At 38.1% G+C, this 16,889-nt stretch carries 8 protein-coding genes; 6 read left to right on the top strand and 2 right to left on the bottom strand.

Annotated elements, in window-relative coordinates:
- The first annotated feature begins 148 nt into the window (after positions 1–148).
- Genes ABIB40_RS03180 through ABIB40_RS03170 form a run of 3 tightly spaced genes read left to right on the top strand, consistent with a single transcriptional unit; the run spans position 149 to position 8,360 of the window.
- Positions 149–5,035, top strand: a complete 4,887-nt coding sequence (locus ABIB40_RS03180; RefSeq protein WP_354355894.1) for a translocation/assembly module TamB domain-containing protein — start codon at positions 149–151, stop codon at positions 5,033–5,035.
- Positions 5,019–7,334, top strand: coding sequence for a translocation and assembly module lipoprotein TamL (tamL, locus tag ABIB40_RS03175; RefSeq protein ID WP_354355892.1), 2,316 nt, complete (start codon positions 5,019–5,021; stop codon positions 7,332–7,334). The genes ABIB40_RS03180 and tamL overlap by 17 nt, the downstream gene beginning before the upstream one ends.
- Positions 7,335–7,337: 3 nt before the next feature.
- Complete coding sequence (locus tag ABIB40_RS03170) at positions 7,338–8,360, top strand: YihY/virulence factor BrkB family protein (RefSeq protein ID WP_354355890.1); 1,023 nt, start codon at positions 7,338–7,340, stop codon at positions 8,358–8,360.
- Positions 8,361–8,545: 185 nt separating this feature from the next.
- Here ABIB40_RS03170 and ABIB40_RS03165 read toward each other — a convergent pair whose 3' ends face one another.
- Both ABIB40_RS03165 and ABIB40_RS03160 read right to left on the bottom strand, forming a co-directional pair.
- Positions 8,546–10,420 carry a DNA topoisomerase IV subunit B gene (locus ABIB40_RS03165; protein WP_354355888.1) on the bottom strand — a complete coding sequence of 625 codons (1,875 nt, stop codon included), beginning with the start codon at positions 10,418–10,420 and terminating at the stop codon, positions 8,546–8,548.
- 295 nt (positions 10,421–10,715) lie between these two features.
- Complete coding sequence (locus ABIB40_RS03160) at positions 10,716–11,192, bottom strand: DinB family protein (protein ID WP_354355886.1); 477 nt, start codon at positions 11,190–11,192, stop codon at positions 10,716–10,718.
- Between the two features lie 120 nt (positions 11,193–11,312).
- Between ABIB40_RS03160 and ABIB40_RS03155 the strand changes: the two genes are divergently transcribed.
- The 3 genes from ABIB40_RS03155 (at position 11,313) to ABIB40_RS03145 (ending at position 16,853) form a co-directional block, all read left to right on the top strand.
- Positions 11,313–12,092, top strand: coding sequence for an NIPSNAP family protein (locus tag ABIB40_RS03155; protein ID WP_354355885.1), 780 nt, complete (start codon positions 11,313–11,315; stop codon positions 12,090–12,092).
- A gap of 7 nt (positions 12,093–12,099) precedes the next feature.
- Positions 12,100–13,212: a sialidase family protein gene (locus ABIB40_RS03150; RefSeq protein WP_354355883.1), complete on the top strand. Its 1,113-nt coding sequence runs from the start codon at positions 12,100–12,102 to the stop codon at positions 13,210–13,212.
- Between the two features lie 80 nt (positions 13,213–13,292).
- Positions 13,293–16,853: a glycoside hydrolase family 2 TIM barrel-domain containing protein gene (locus ABIB40_RS03145; RefSeq protein ID WP_354355881.1), complete on the top strand. Its 3,561-nt coding sequence runs from the start codon at positions 13,293–13,295 to the stop codon at positions 16,851–16,853.
- Positions 16,854–16,889 lie beyond the last annotated feature (36 nt).

Below are 16,889 nucleotides of genomic sequence, written 5' to 3'. Positions count from 1 at the left end.
AATAATGGCATAATTTTGGAGCTTTAGTACCGACAAATCAAAAAAATTGAATAGATATTTACGTAAGGGCCTCAAGATTTTATTATGGATAATAGGCTCTATTATACTTTTGGTCGTTGTGTTAGCGGTTGCTCTAAACATCCCTGCGGTGCAAAATTTTGTGAAAGACAAAGCGATCACCTATTTAAAAAACAAAACGCATACCGACGTAAGCCTAGAAAGCATTAAAATTGCCCTTCCAAAAGACATTGTTATTAACAAGTTTTTTATTGCCGATTTGAAAGGCGACACCCTACTTTACGCAGGTAAACTTTCTGTAGACATTAGCCTATTTAAACTCTTAAGCAATACTGTAGAGATTAACAATGTAGATTTAGCGCATGTAAGGGCAAATGTTACACGCGTAAGGCCAGACACTACTTTTAACTTTTCTTTTATTGTTGATGCCTTTGCCAGCGAACAAAAAAAGCCAGCAGATCAAGTAAAAAAAGACAGTACTTCTACCATGAAGTTTTCCATTAACAAGGTAAATTTTGAAGACATTGGCCTGCACTACAGAGACGATGTTTCTGGTAACGATGCAAAAATTTACATCGGAAAATTCGATACGAAAATTAAGGATTTTGATTTAGCAAACCAACATTACGTAATCAAAACCCTAACCCTTAAAAACACAGGCTTAACGTACCTGCAACAAAAACCACTTATCCAACTGGTAAATAAAGTTGTTGAAAAAGTAGATAGTAGTAAAAACAAGGCGGCCGCGCTTCCTATTGTCGAAATACAAAAATTCTCTGTCGATAATGTAAAAGTTAACTACCAAGATGAACTTTCTACCACAAAAGCCATTGCAGACATTAACGATCTTGGCTTTGTTAATTTAAAGGTTGATTTGGGCAAAAGTGGATATAGTGCTGATGAGGCTCATTTGAAAAAGTCTAACATTTTATTTGCATTTAAACCACAACCTGCTGTAAAAGACACCATAAAACGAGATACAGTTGCAGGCACACCATCATCTTTGGCATTAAATATAAACAAAGTAGATTTTGCAGACAATAGCTTGCAATTCGACAATTTACCGGCAAAGCCACAAGCCGGCTTAGATTTTAATCACCTTAAAATAACAGGGCTAAACCTTGGTGCAGATAGTCTGAGTTATTCTGCTCAAGGCATAAAAGCAAACGTAACCAATGGCTCGTTAAAAGATAAAAGCGGTTTTCAACTAGACGTACTTAAGGGAAATGCCATTTATAACGATAAAGAAATTAAGCTGAGCAACTTTATTTTAAAAACTCCAAATACTTCCATCCAAAATAATACGCAGTTAAACTTTACTTCAATTGATGATCTGACCAAGCAGCCCGAAAAGGTAAAGCTTAATATTGTGCTCAAGAATACCGTAATCGGGTTAAAAGATGCCAGCTACTTTAGCAAGGCTATCCCTGCAAACTACGCCGATAAAAAATTGAACGTTAATGCTTCTGTAAATGGATATTTGAACAACCTTCAAATCCCAAAACTGCAGATAAATGGTTTAACGAGTACACAAGTAGACATTAGTGGAACTGCAAAGGGTTTGCCAGACATGAATAAGCTATTTCTGGATTTAAAATTGAACAAGGTTCACATCACAAAATCGGACTTGTTGGTACTTATTCCAAAAAAATCATTGCCGCCTAGCATAAATTTACCAAATGTAATAGATGCCAAAGGGACCTTTAAAGGTTCGCTTACCAACTTTAACACCAACATAAACGTGCGGACAGATTTAGGCGGTGCAGATTTGAAAGCGAAAATGTCTGGACCAAAAGGCCGTGAAAAGTACGCTGCCGATATTAGCCTAAATAATTTTAATCTTGGCAGACTTCTAAAACGAGATTCTATACTTGGCCGAGTAACACTGAAAGCTAATGTAGAAGGCACAGGTTTAGACCCAAAAAAGATAGATGCAAAACTAAAAGCAACCGTTATTAGTGCTTATTACAATAAATACACTTATAGGAATTTAAAACTAGATGGTAGCTATGCAAACCAAAAGGTAAACATTATAAGTAGCATGCCCGATAGCAATGCGAATTTTGCGTTAAATGCTAAAGTTAACCTTGCGGGAAAATATCCAGCTATTAATGCCGACCTTGATTTAAAAAGAGTTGATCTGCAAGCTTTAAACTTTAGTAAAACGGTGTTGCAAGCTGCCGGGAAAGTTACCGTTGATTTGGCCACAGCCGATGCAGATTATTTGAATGGAAGTATAGACGTTACAGGAATGCAGGTGGTTAAAGACCAGCAAAAGATTAATTTAGATACCATATCTGTCCGGGCAAAAGCCACAGAAACCGCCAATGAATTAACGCTAAAATCAGAAATATTATCCGCTAAAATCGATGGTAAATATCAACTTACAAAAATTGGCGACGCCATAATTAATCAAATAAACCAGTATTATAAGTTTGGTGAGGTTAAAAAAATTCCGGCACAGAGATTTAGATTTGCCTTGCAGGTATATGACAGCAAAACATTAAAGAGTTTTGTTCCTGCGTTAACGGTATTCAAATCTGCCACATTTAATGGGTTAATTGATACCCAAAAAGACAGCTTACAGATCCACGGAAATTTCCCTCAGATTGTGTACGGCGATTTTAAGTTGGATAGTACAACTTTAAATATAGACAACAAAGATAAAAAACTGACTTATGCACTTAATAACAAAAGCTTTGTAAGTCCGTCTGTTCAATTGTTTGGAACAGAGGTTAACGGCGCTGCAGCAATTAACAAACTAGATGTAAACATCTTCTTAAAAGACAGACAGCTAAAAACAAAGTATGCTTTGGCGGGCGTTTTCGAAAGCATAAATAAAGATTTTAAATTTAGCCTCGACCCAAATAAAATTCTATTAAATTATGAAAAGTGGACGGTGTCTCCTCAAAACTATATTCAGTTTGGAGCATCGGGAATTCTTGTGAATCAATTTGACATAAGCAATAATGGGCAATCGTTAAGTATCAACAGCAATCCTACAAAACCAAATTCGCCCATAAATTTAAATTTTAAAGATTTCCAATTAGAAACCTTAACCAAATTTGCCGAAACTGACACGACTTTGGTTGGTGGAAAATTGAATGGCACGGCCAATGTGAAAGACTTGGCAGGAAGCCCAAAATTCGAAGCAAACTTAACAGTAGATAATTTAAGGTATTTAAAAGACGAGCTAGGCACTTTGCGTTTGGCAGTTAACAACAACAAGGCCGATGCTTTTGAGGTAAACGTAGCTTTAAGCGGTGTGCACGATTTAAGGGTAAATGGATTTTATTATACTAAACCAACAGGCAAATTAGATTTAACTGTAAACGTAGATAAGATTGATTTAAGCAAGGTTCAAAGTTTGTCGGCAGGGCAAATAAAAAATGGAACAGGGACGCTATCGGGTGCGCTTACCGTTAAAGGCGCCATAGCTTCTCCAAGTATACTCGGCGATTTGACCTTTAACAATGCAGGGCTTACCATTGCCTATGTAAACTCCTATTTTAGGATGCCGAATGAAAAAATTTCGTTCACACCAGAAGGAATTGCATTTAACAATTTTACCATCATCGATTCCTTAAATCAAAAAGCAACCATAAACGGCAAGGTGTTAACTACTAACTATAAAGACTATCGCTTTGCGTTAGACATTAAGACCGATAATTTTAGAGCCTTACATTCTACCGCAGCAGATAACGATCTGATTTATGGAACCGTATTTTTAAGCAGCAACATCAAAATTCGCGGCGATTTAAATCAGCCAGATGTTAATATGAATATAAATGTTAACAAAGGCACCAAGTTCTTTTTCGCGTTGCCTACCGGCGATCCTGGCGTGATAGATCAAAAAGGAATTGTTGAGTTTATAGATGCAGATGCGCCACCATTTAACGGAGAAAAATCTTTAAAAGTAGATAGCGTTTCAAAATCGCCGATAAAAGGTTTAAACTTGGTGGCCAAAGTGGTGATAGATCCAGAGGCAGAATTAAACGTGGTGGTAGACCCGGCAAACGGCGATGCCTTAAACATTAAGGGAAATGCGAACCTAAATGCCACGATAGATCCGAGTGGCAAAATCAGCTTAACTGGTAGATATGAGGTAATTGATGGATCATACAATTTATCTGTTGGGCCTTTGGGCAAAAAAGAATTTAAATTGCAAAAGGGAAGCACCATTGTTTGGACTGGAGATCCTACCCAAGCAAACATAGACCTAACAGCAGTATATGAAGTTAACGCTGCACCTATAGATCTTCTAGGTGAATCAGCCACTGCGCAGGCTAAGACTAAATTGCCGTTCCAAGTTTATTTGATGATGAAAGGAGAGTTGTTAAAGCCGATTATATCCTTTAGATTAGATTTGCCAGAAAATGAGCGTAATGCTTTAGATGGAACCGTTTACGCTGCAGTTCAAAATGTAAATAGGAACGAAAGCGAGCTTAATAAACAAGTTTTTGCCTTATTGGCTCTTAACAGATTTATCGCCAATAACCCGTTCCAAAGTTTAGCGGGTGGCGGTGGCGGAGTTTCTACACTGGCTCGTCAAAGTGTGAGCAAATTATTAACTGAGCAACTAAACAATTTAGCGTCAGATTTGATTCAAGGGGTGGATTTGAATTTTGGAGTAAATTCTTCTGAAGATTATTCTAGCGGCTCTTTGCAACAAAAAACAGATTTGCAGGTTGGATTATCTAAAAAACTACTTAATGATCGGCTTACCGTAAGCGTGGGCAGCACCTTTAATGTTGAAGGCCCTCAAACACCTGGACAAAAATCTACCGATATTGCTGGTAATGTAAATGTAGAGTACGCCTTATCTGCTGATGGCCGATATAGATTAAGGGCGTACCGCCGAAACCAGAATGAAGCCATTTTAGAAGGGCAAATTATTGAAACCGGGTTAGGGTTTACACTTGTGGTAGACTACAACAAGTTTAAAGAAATCTTTCAGAGTAAGAAGAAAAGAAGACTAAAATTACAACAAAAACCCAAAAATGAAACCACAAATTAGACCTATATTATTTTTAATGGCCTGTTTCGTTTGGGCGGGTTGTAGTGTTACGAAGCGCGTGCCCGAAGGACAGTATCTGTATACTGGTGCAGAGGTAATAATCAATCCAGATTCTGCTAAAAAGATTGTCGATGAGAAAGCAGTAAAGAACGATTTGGAAAGCAAAACCAGACCGAAACCAAACAAGTCTGTTCTTGGTATTAGGTATAAATTGCTGTTGTATAACATTTATGGAAAGCCAACAAAACAGAAAGGTTTTAAACACTGGGTAAGCGCCAAATTGGGTGAACCGCCAGTACTTTTAAGTGAGGTTAAGTTAAAAAACAACAATGCTGTTTTAGGAAGTTATTTAATTAGCCAGGGTTACTTGCAGGGAATAGTAACTGGAGACACCATTGTAAAAGGTAAAAAGGGAAAGGCAATTTATACTGCTGTAACCGGACAGCGCTACAAGCTAAATAACATTACTTTCCCATCCGACACGGGGAATTTAACTAAAATCATCGCCCAGAATAAAGATAAAACACTATTAAAAACTGGCAATTTTTATGATTTAGACGTGTTTAAAAATGAGCGTGAGCGCATAGACAATGATTTAAAAGAACAGGGATACTTTTATTTTGGCCCAGATGACATTATCCTTCAAGTAGATAGTACCATAGGCAACCATTTGGCAAACATAAATGTAAGGATTAAAAATATCGCACCAGATGCTGCAGTAAAGCCCTATACTATCAAGAATATAGATATTTACCCTAATTATAGCTTACGCAGAGATAGCGTTATTAGACATCTAAAACCGTTAGAATATAACGATTTCGAAATCTTTGATGATAAAAAAACCTTTAAACCAAAGTTTTTTGATAGACTGGTTTTCTTTAAAAAGAACGAGCTTTATAACCGTACCGATCACAGTCAAACATTAAATCGTTTAGTAAATGTCGGTGTCTTTCAAGACGTAAGGGCAGAGTTTTTGCCAATTGATAGCAGTAAAAACGATCAACTGGATTTAAACATTTATTTAACTCCGTTAAAGAAAAATTCTTTAAGCTTTTCTGTACTTGGAACCAATAAATCAAATGGCTTTGTGGGTTCTGAAGTTAAGGTTACCCAAACAACTAGAAATTTATTCCATGCAGGCGAACAATTAGACCTGAGCCTAAGTGGAGGTTTTGAGACCCAGGTTGGTGGTGGTACGCAAAAGCAAAACTCTTATTCCTTAACTGCAGAAACAAAGCTAACTTTTCCGAGACTAATTGTTCCGTTCTTTCATTTCGATGCCACAAACGCATACATTCCTAGAACAATCGCTTCACTTTCTTACCAATTATTAAACCGAGGCTCACTTTATTCACTCAGCGCATTTAAGGGAGAATTTGGCTATAATTTTAAAGAAAATAAGTATAAAGAACATGTTTTCAATCCCATTTCGATAAGCTATGTAAAACCAAATATAGACTCTGCGAAACGTGATAGCCTTTTTTTAGCGAATCCAGCTTTCAACTATACGCTGCAAAAGAATTTCTTAATTGGTAGCAACTATAATTTTACGTTTACCAACCAAATGGAAGATGAGCGGAGAAACAATATGTATTTCTTCGGAAGTTTGGAGACTGCGGGTAATGTTTGGGGCTTGTTTACACCGAAAGATGCGACAGGCCAAAAAAGTTTACTCAATGTACCATTGGCACAATTTGTAAGAGGCGAGGTAGATTTTAGAGATTATTTTAAAATCAACAGAAATTTAAAGTGGGCAAATAGGTTGAACATAGGTTATGGATATGCCTATGGAAATAGTACTTCTCTCCCATTTGTTAGGCAGTTTTTTGCAGGTGGCAGTAATGACATCCGGGCATTTGCAGCTAGATCGCTTGGGCCTGGAAGTTTTAAGGATACCACTAATAGCATTTTTGCAGATCAAGGGGGAGACATAAAAATCATGTTAAACTCGGAGCTTCGGTTTCCAATTGTAAGCATATTGCAGGGTGCTGCCTTTATAGATGCCGGTAACATTTGGTTAAGAAAAGAAGATTTAGGCGAACCTGGCAAACCAAACACCGCCAGGCCTGGTTCTGGCTTTAAGCTCAAAAATGTTTTTAACGAAATGGCTGTAGGCACAGGTCTTGGACTCAGAGTAGACGCAAAAATCTTGGTGGTTAGGCTAGATGTTGCCTTTCCCATCAGAAAACCTTACCTGCCCGAAGGCCAGCGTTGGGTAATTGATAACATCGCCTTTGGCAGCAGCCAGTGGCGCAAAGAAAATTTAATTTATAACATAGGCATAGGTTATCCTTTTTAATTGATGAAGTTTTTAAAAAAAATAAAGCATTTTTTTGTGGCGTTGTACCACTTATTTCTGGCGGCTGGCAAAGGCTTTGCAGAAGACAAGGTAATGAAATTGAGCGCATCTTTGGCCTATTACACCATTTTTGCGCTAACTCCACTTATCATAATTGTTATCTCTGCAGCTAGCATATTCTTTGGCAATAAAATAAACCCTGGTACAGAACTCTTTAGTCAGATTAGCGAGATGGTTGGTACAGATGCCGCCAATCAACTAAGAGGGTTTGTCGACCATGCAAATCTAACGGGTAAATCTACGGTTGGCCTAATTATTGGAATCGTGACTTTGGTGATCGCTTCAACCGCCATTTTTGTCGAAATACAAGACAGCATCAATATTATTTGGCAAGTTAGGGCCGTGCCAAAAAAAGGCTGGTTAAAAATGCTAACCAACCGCTTGCTTTCTTTTTCACTTATCGTTTCTTTGGGATTCTTACTATTGGTTTCGCTCGTTATAAATAGCGTTATTGTTAGTCTCGGATCCCATCTTTCTACTTTTTTGCAGAGGAGCAACATCAACCACGTAATTCCGATTGCCACAGACACCATGGCATTAATCATCTACGTTTTAAACACCGCCCTTACCTTATTGGCGGTTACTGCTGTTTTTACCATTATTTTTAAGGTGCTGCCAGATGTAGATATGAAGTGGAAAACACCAATAATGGGTGCTCTTTTCACTGCGTTACTTTTTAGCCTAGGCCAATACGTAATAGGTGTTTACATTCAAAAAGGGAATCCCGGCAGCGCTTTTGGTGCGGCAAGTTCTATTATCGTAATTTTAGTGTGGATTTATTATACCTCGGTTATCCTATATTTTGGCGCAGAATTTACCCAAGCTTATGCAGAGAAATACGAAAAAGGCATAAGGCCAAGCAAATACGCGGTGCATGTAAAAACTTCAGTAGAAGAAGAAAAAGTATCGGTGCTGCCCAAACAACATCCAGAAGATACCAATGAGCAGCCGGGAGAAAAGGATTAAGCTTTACTTTAATAATCAGAACTTGTTCGTGGAGACACAAACCAGAGAGGTCTTCATCTCGGTTTAGTCTCGTTTGGACCTATCCAAGAAAAAGAGATTTTCGCAGCATTTCTTCCTAGTTGTGAGATGTTTCCCTGCGTTCGACATGACGAAGCCTCGAGTTCAGACACTTGTAAAGAAACAACTTAAACAGCCTCTGCTATCTGTGCGGCTTCTTCCACCTCGCTAATATCATCCTTCTCTACCCGTAAATTCTTAATAATGTGTTGCTGCCTATCGGGTGTATTCTTGCCCATATAATACTCCAACAGCTTTTTAATGGTCTGGTCTTTTAAAATAACAGGATCTAACCTAATATTCTCTCCTATAAAAAGTCCAAATTCATCGGGCGATATTTCACCCAATCCCTTAAATCGGGTAATCTCTGGCTTTCCCCCAAGTTTTTGTATCGCGTTTTTACGCTCTTCATCGCTGTAGCAATAAATAGTTTCCTTTTTATTTCTTACCCTAAAAAGTGGCGTTTGTAATATATACACATGGCCTGCCCTTACCAGCTCTGGGAAAAACTGCAGAAAAAACGTCATCATCAATAACCTAATGTGCATGCCATCTACATCTGCATCGGTGGCAATTACAATATTGTTGTAGTGCAACCCCTCTAACCCATCTTCTATATTTAAAGCATGTTGCAAAAGGTTAAACTCTTCGTTTTCGTACACCACTTTCTTGGTAAGCTCGAAACAATTAAGCGGTTTTCCTTTTAAACTAAAAACGGCTTGCGTATCTACATCTCTAGATTTTGTGATAGAACCAGATGCCGAATCTCCTTCGGTAATAAACAGTGTGGTTTCGTATTTCTTGTCGTGGTTACTGTTAAAGTGCGCCTTACAATCCCTTAGCTTTTTATTATGGAGCGAGGCTTTTTTTGCACGATCATTCGCCAGTTTTTTTATCCCGGCAATGTCTTTGCGTTCTCTTTCACTTTGCACAATACGTTTCAATAAGGCATCGGCAACATCAGCGTTTTTGTGCAGGTAGTTATCTAATTCCTTCTTTACAAAATCGTTTACAAAGGTAGCCACAGAAGGCCCTTCCGGCCCCATATTTTGCGATCCAAGTTTGGTTTTGGTCTGAGACTCGAAAACCGGTTCTTGCACCCTAACAGAGATTGCTGCGATAATAGACGACCGAACATCGGCGGCGTCAAACTCCTTTTTGTAAAACTCTCTAATGGTTTTAACTACCGCAGCCCTAAAAGCTGCTTGATGTGTGCCGCCTTGGGTGGTATGTTGCCCGTTTACAAAAGAATGGTAATCTTCTCCATACTGTTGCCCATGTGTCATGGCAATTTCTATGTCGTTGCCAATCATGTGTATAATTGGGTAACGAAGCTCCTCGGGCTTGTTTAGCTTTGAAAGCAAATCATAAAGACCACGCTCCGAAAAAAACTTTTGACTGTTAAAATTTACAGTTAAACCAGTGTTTAAAAACACATAGTTCCAAACCATACTTTCTACAAAATCTACAATATAATGGTAGTTTCTAAAAATGGTTTCGTCTGGATAAAAAGTAATGGCCGTACCGTTGCGTTGGGTGGTATCTATAATTTCTTGGTCGGTAACAATATTTCCTTTACTAAATTCTACCTTTTTTGTTTTTCCATCGCGGTAGCTTTGTACTACAAAATTTGTAGATAGTGCATTAACGGCTTTTGTACCAACGCCATTTAACCCAACAGATTTCTGGAAAGCGTTGCTATCATACTTGCCACCAGTATTTATTTTACTTACGCAATCTACCACCTTACCCAAGGGAATTCCTCGGCCATAATCTCTAACGTTAACTTTTTGATCGGAAACCGTAATGTCGATGGTTTTTCCGCTGCCCATTACAAACTCATCTATAGAATTGTCTACAATTTCTTTTAACAACACATAAATGCCATCATCTTGGGCAGATCCATCGCCCAATTTGCCAATATACATTCCCGGCCGTAACCGAATGTGCTCCTTCCAATCTAGTGACCGGATACTATCATCGTTGTAAACTACTTCTGCCATATCTAATTATATTGCCACCTCTTAGAAATAGACAAAAACCTAAAAAGAGGTACAGGTACAATAATAACATTTTTCTGGCAAGCAGTTAAAAGTAAATATCAACAAATGCACAACTCGTTATTTTTGTACGTTATTGGTTGGTGCGTAAAAGACCATAATTTTAGCGCTATTTTGAGTTAAAATAGCCGCTAATCGAATTCAACAGCTAAAATTCCTCTTACTTATTAAGCAAAATAATGTATCTGGAAATTTTATGCGTTATAGTTCTTCACGCTATTCTTGTATAAATTCCCCGCTAGCTTTTCCAATTTCCCTGCAACCTTCGCAACACTACAATTTCTGCAATGTGGTAGGCGTTATGATCGGCAGTTTGCAATGCCTCCAATAAAACCGTTTGGCCATCACCACTCGTAATTTTTTCATACACGTCTGCCTTGCGCAGAAACACAATAAACGCTTCCAAGTCTGCGTCGATTTGTTTTATAGTGTCTCCCCACTCTTGGTCGTTTTTTGGTGCAGCTTCTTTTGGCCAATATTCTTTTGGCCATTCTGGAGATTGATGATTAGGATTTTTGCAAAACTCGAGCATGTCCCATTGTGCAATTTTTATATGGCAAACAAGTTGCCAAATGCTATAGGGGAGTTTTTCTACAACTTGGCCTCTTGCTGCTTTTGGCAAGTCTTTAACTGCATCTGCAAAACTAGCGTGCGCAATTCCGCCGTGTAAAAGTTTTTCTAATGTTGTAATCAAAATTTCGTGATGATTGTCCATTGCTAAAATTTATCAGGTATATCCTCTCAACAAACAAACAACAGCTTTGATTGCAACAATTTGGAGAAAAATGAACAGCTTGAAGCTAAAAGTGTATCTTGCTCTCAAATTTCTGTCAATATGTTTAAAAAACCAACCTTTATTATCTGCCTGTTCTTTGCACTATGTTCTTTTTTTGGCAAAGCCGATGCTTTCGCAGCAAAACCATCAGCTATTTATCAACTGCAAATATTCCAGTTATCGAACAAAGACCAAGAAACACGATTAGATGCCTATTTAAAAAACGCTTATTTGCCTGCCTTACATCGATTCGGCATTAAAAGTGTTGGGGTTTTTAAAACTGTAGAAAAAGACAGCGCAGCAAACTTACTTTATGTTTTTGTGCCGTTTAAAAATTTAAATGAGTTAAGTAAGTTGTCGCAAGTATTAGAAAAAGATGTAGACTATTTAAATAATGGCAAAGATTTTATCAACGCAGCTTATAACAATGCACCTTACTTACGCATGCAATCCATTATTTTAGACGCTTTTGCAGGCATGCCAAATTTCGCTGTACCAAATCTTACCTCGCCTAAGAGCGAGCGCATTTATGAATTAAGGAATTATGAGAGCGCCACGGCAAAGATTGGGCTGAACAAGATAGATATGTTTAACAAATACGAAATAGGCATTTTTTCTAAGTTAGATTTTAATGCTGTTTTTTATGGCCAAGTAATATCTGGACCTAAAATGCCAGATTTAATTTACCTGACAACCTACAACAATATGGCAGATCATGAAGCGAAATGGAAAGCTTTTGGCGCAGCGTACAATAAGGTAAATAAACTTCCACAATACCAAAACAATGTATCGCACATTACCTCAACCTTTTTAAGACCAACGGAATATTCTGATTTATAGGGTAGCGATGAGGTACATATTGCTTTTATGTTGCTGTCTGCCAATTTTCGTATCGGCACAAAACATTGCCTGGGATACATCTACCTTAAGAAAAGTTGCGCCTGCTGGCGATGATAAATCGGCTAATTACGCGCGGATTATACAATTGTCTTCAGGCCAGTTAATTTGCGTTTACGAAACAGCCGGAAACATCGCCTGCATTTTTAGCAACGACCTTGGCAACACTTGGACTGGCGAAACCATCATCGCCAAGCAAGAAATTGGGCTGAACATGACAGTTCCAGAGGTTATAGCACTCAAAGACAAATCGCTTTTAGCATCTTACAATCCTAGACCATACCTTATAGATGGCAAGGCCGATACAAGTAAGCATTTTGAAATTCGCACTAAAAAAAGTTATGATGGCGGTAAAACCTGGAAAGATGAGAGGCTTTTGTACCAAGCGAGCAACACGTTTGAAGATGGTTGTTGGGAACCTTCACAGGTGCAACTTTTAAATGGCAAGATTTTGCTGTTTTTCTCTAACGAAAATGTTTACAGAAAATCTAACGAACAAAACATTTCGATGCTCACATCTGCAGATGGCGGCTTAAGCTGGAGCAAAAACCCAGAAATTGTTTCTTTTACTCCAAATTTTAGAGACGGAATGCCCGTGCCGATTTTGCTAAAAGATAAAAAAACGCTGCTCTTTTCTATTGAAGACAATTCTAAAGGAAACTTTAAACCAACGCTTGTTAAGTTGAATAGCGCAAAAATCGGTATCCCCGAAAATTCTTTAAAATATCAGCCATTGGCAAATCCATTGCCAGATTCGGTTTATGCTGGTGCGCCGTTCCTACGCCAACTGCATAATGGCGTAACAATTTTGTCTTTTCAGAGCACGTTAAAAAGAACCAAAGATTGGCAGCGTTCTACTATGCAGGTTGCAGTTGGAAACAATTTTGGACAACATTTTGTGTTGGCAAACCAGCCATTTAAAATTCCAAAAGACAAACATGCCTTATGGAATTCGCTCTGCGTGCTTGCAGACAATAGCATAATAGCAATAACCTCTACGAATGCATATAGCAACAAAAATGCCATTTGGATGGTAAAAGGAAAACTTATTGACAAAAAATAAGTACATAATGAGCGAACTTAACTTAAATCAATTAAGCTTTGTTTGGTACTTTTGAGGTCTTGCTTATTTAAAGATAAATTATGAAATTAAAACTGTGTACTATTTTTTTTCAAGTCTTGTTGCTCTCAGTTACAGCTTTTGCTCAGAGTTTTCAGAATGGAGTAAACTACAAGCTTACAAACAGCAACGGCCTAACAGTTGATACCCGTGGAAGCTTAGCAGACAACGACAATATTTTTCTTGAAAAAGAAATGGCAACAAGCGCTAACCAAGTTTGGTTGCTTTCTACTTTAGGAAACGGCTATTACACTTTTACCAACCCTGTTAGCTTTAAAAGTATCGACAATGGAAATGCTGGCGGTGGCAACGGCAACCCAGTAGTATTGTGGACAAAAGACGAAAACAATCCAAATCAACAGTGGAAACTAGCTGAAAACGGAAAGGGAAAGTACACCATAAGCTCTAAACCTAGCGGCTATAATTTGGCTTTACGCGATGGTAAATTATATCAGGCAAAACCCGATTTAAGTGACGCGAGCCAGCTTTGGAGCATTACAGAAGCCAAAGAAAAAATTAAAATAGTTAAACGCGTAAGCAAAAACGATTGGGAAAACGAAACAATTATTGGCATAAATAAAGAGTTGCCACATGTTCCTTATGTTCCATTTTCCACAGAGGCAAACCTTAAAAAAGATGCTTCATTCGATAAACCTTGGCTTAAAAACAACTCTTCTCTATACCAATTATTAAATGGAAATTGGAAATTTAATTGGGTAAAAACGCCAGAAGAACGCCCAATGGATTTCTTCAAAACTGATTTTAATGCCGCTTCTTGGAAAGAAATTCCTGTGCCATCTAACTGGGAAATGTTGGGTTACGGGACACCTATTTACACCAATATCACTTTTCCATATAAAAATGACCCACCTTTTATAGAGCCACAAAAAGGGTATACAAACGAAACAGAGGTTAACCCAGTTGGCAGTTATCTAAGAAATTTCAATATGCCTCAAACCTGGAAAGGAAATGCTATTTATTTGCGTTTTGATGGGGCTTATAGTGCCATGTATGTTTGGGTAAATGGCAAGAAAGTGGGCTACAGTCAAGATGCTAACGGCATTGCAGAATTTAATGTAACCGACTTTGTAAAAACGGGCAATAACAGTTTGGCCGTACAGGTTTTTAGATGGAGCGACGGAAGTTACCTAGAAGATCAAGACATGTTTAGGTTGAGCGGTATCCACAGAGATGTTGCAATTTATGCCGTACCGAAAACACATATTAGAGATTTCGAAATCACCACCAAGTTTAATGGAAATGATTTTACGGCTTCTACCCTAAACGTAAAACTAAATGTTGCAAATGCCGGAGATAAAGCTTACAAAGGTGGGAACATCAAAGTAACCGTTTTAGATATTGCTGGAAAAGCGGTTAATACCGGGAACGCTAAAATTTCATCGGTAAAGAATGGTGGAGAAAGTACCTATAACGTAGCGCAAACCATCAAAAATCCCGCGTTATGGTCGGCAGAAATGCCGAACTTGTACACAGCAGTTCTTTCTGTGTATGATAATTCTGGAAAACTGACCGAGGTGCTTTCCTCTAAATTTGGATTTAGAAAAATTGAGGTTAAAAACAACCGTGTTTACATCAACAACAAACAAATTTTCTTTAAAGGCGTAAATAGGCACGATATGGATCCTCTTATGGGGAATGCTTTGCCGATTGAAACCATGCTAAAGGACATTACCTTGATGAAGCAAAATAACATCAACACCATTAGAACAAGCCACTATCCAAATGACCCTAAAATGTACAATATGTACGATTATTATGGCTTGTACACTATGAGTGAGGCAAATTTGGAATGCCACGGCAACCAGTCTATCAGCAAAATGGCAAGTTGGATCCCTGCATTTGTAGATAGGAACGTTCGCAATGTGCAAGAACATAAAAACCATCCGGCTGTTATTTTTTGGTCTATGGGAAATGAAAGTGGAAATGGCAACAACTTCGATGCAGTTTATGCGGCCATTAAGAAGTTAGACAGCGTTAGACCCATCCATTACGAGGGCAAAAATGCGATTGCCGATATGGATTCCCAAATGTATCCTGATTTGGTCGACATGGCTAAACAAGATCAGAACGGAAAACAAAAACCGTATTTTCTCTGCGAATATTCGCACTCTATGGGCAACGCCATCGGCAACTTGCCAGATTATTGGGATTATATAGAAAACAAATCGGTGCGTATGATTGGCGGCTGCATTTGGGATTGGGTAGATCAAGGCCTAACTAAATTTGGTGGACCAAATGATGAATATTATTATGGAGGCGATTTTGGCGACAAACCAAACGACAGCAATTTTTGCCTAAATGGTATTGTTACGCCAGATAGAAAGGAAACTCCAAAATTGATGGAGGTTAAAAAAGCTTATCAATACATTAAACTCGCCGCAGCAGATTTAAACGCTGGAATGATTAAGGTTACAAATAAATACGATTTTACAAACTTAGATCAGTTTAACATACGTTATAATATATTAGAAGATGGCAAAGTGGTAGAAAGTGGAAACCTTGCACCTTTAAGCCTTAAGCCAGATGCATCTAAAATAGTTAAGCTAAATTTTAAAACCAAAACCGACAATAAGCACGAATATTTTGTAAACATTTATTTCTCGCAAATAAAAGACCTGCCTTATGCTAAAGCGGGCCATGTGGTAGCAACAGAACAGTTTGCGCTGAACCAAAGGCCAGCGGTTGTTTCAGTTCCAAACTTTGCAACAACGCAATTAACATCACAAAAATCTGGCAAACAGCTAAATATCAGCGGAGATAACTTTTCGGCAACTTTTGACTCTCAGAGCGGCATGATTACATCTTTGAAAATGAATGGCCAAGAAATGATTTATAAGAATAAAGGCTTTTCTCTTAATTGGTATAGAAGTATTGACAACGATAAAAGGGATTACATCAACCCAGAAACAAAACTTTTAAATTTTACGACAGAAAGCATTGCCAACGGCGATAAAATTTTGGTAAATACCAAAATGGAAACCACTTTAAAAGGCAAGAAAACAAGTGTTATTCCGTTCTCTGTAAACTATACCTTTTATAAAAGTGGTGCTGTAGATGTTGCCGTTTTTATAGACAACACCAAAGATGAGAACAAAGTGCCTCGCCTTGGTTTGCAAATGGCAATGACTCCTGGTTTTGAAAAAGTTGCTTGGTATGGTCGCGGGCCACAAGAAAATTATCAAGATAGAGAAGCTTCTGCCTATTTTGGCTTATTTAACAGTACCGTTACCGGGATGGAAGAAAGTTATGTGCGTAGCCAAAGCATGGGAAACAGGCAAGATGCAAGGTGGTTAAGTTTTTCTAACGGAAAGGGAGGCTTTAAAATAACTTCGTTAAACAAGTTAAACTTTACTGCGCTGCACTTTTACGATAAAGATTTATGGGATATGGCGCACGATTTTAAACTGAAGAACAACCGTTTGCCAGAAACAATTTTAAGTTTAGATTATATGCAACGCGGACTTGGAAATGCAAGTTGTGGCCCAGGTCCTTTGGCACGGTGTGAATTACCAGTTTCTGCAAATAACGATTATGCATTTAGAATTGAGCCGCTAAAAGAGTAGAAAATTAATAAACTTAAAAAGGGCTGCAAATTTAGA

Source organism: Pedobacter sp. UYP30 (assembly GCF_040547165.1).
Taxonomy (GTDB): domain Bacteria; phylum Bacteroidota; class Bacteroidia; order Sphingobacteriales; family Sphingobacteriaceae; genus Pedobacter.
The sequence above is the reverse complement of the archived record's forward strand: the minus strand, read 5'-3'. Positions and strand labels throughout refer to the sequence as shown.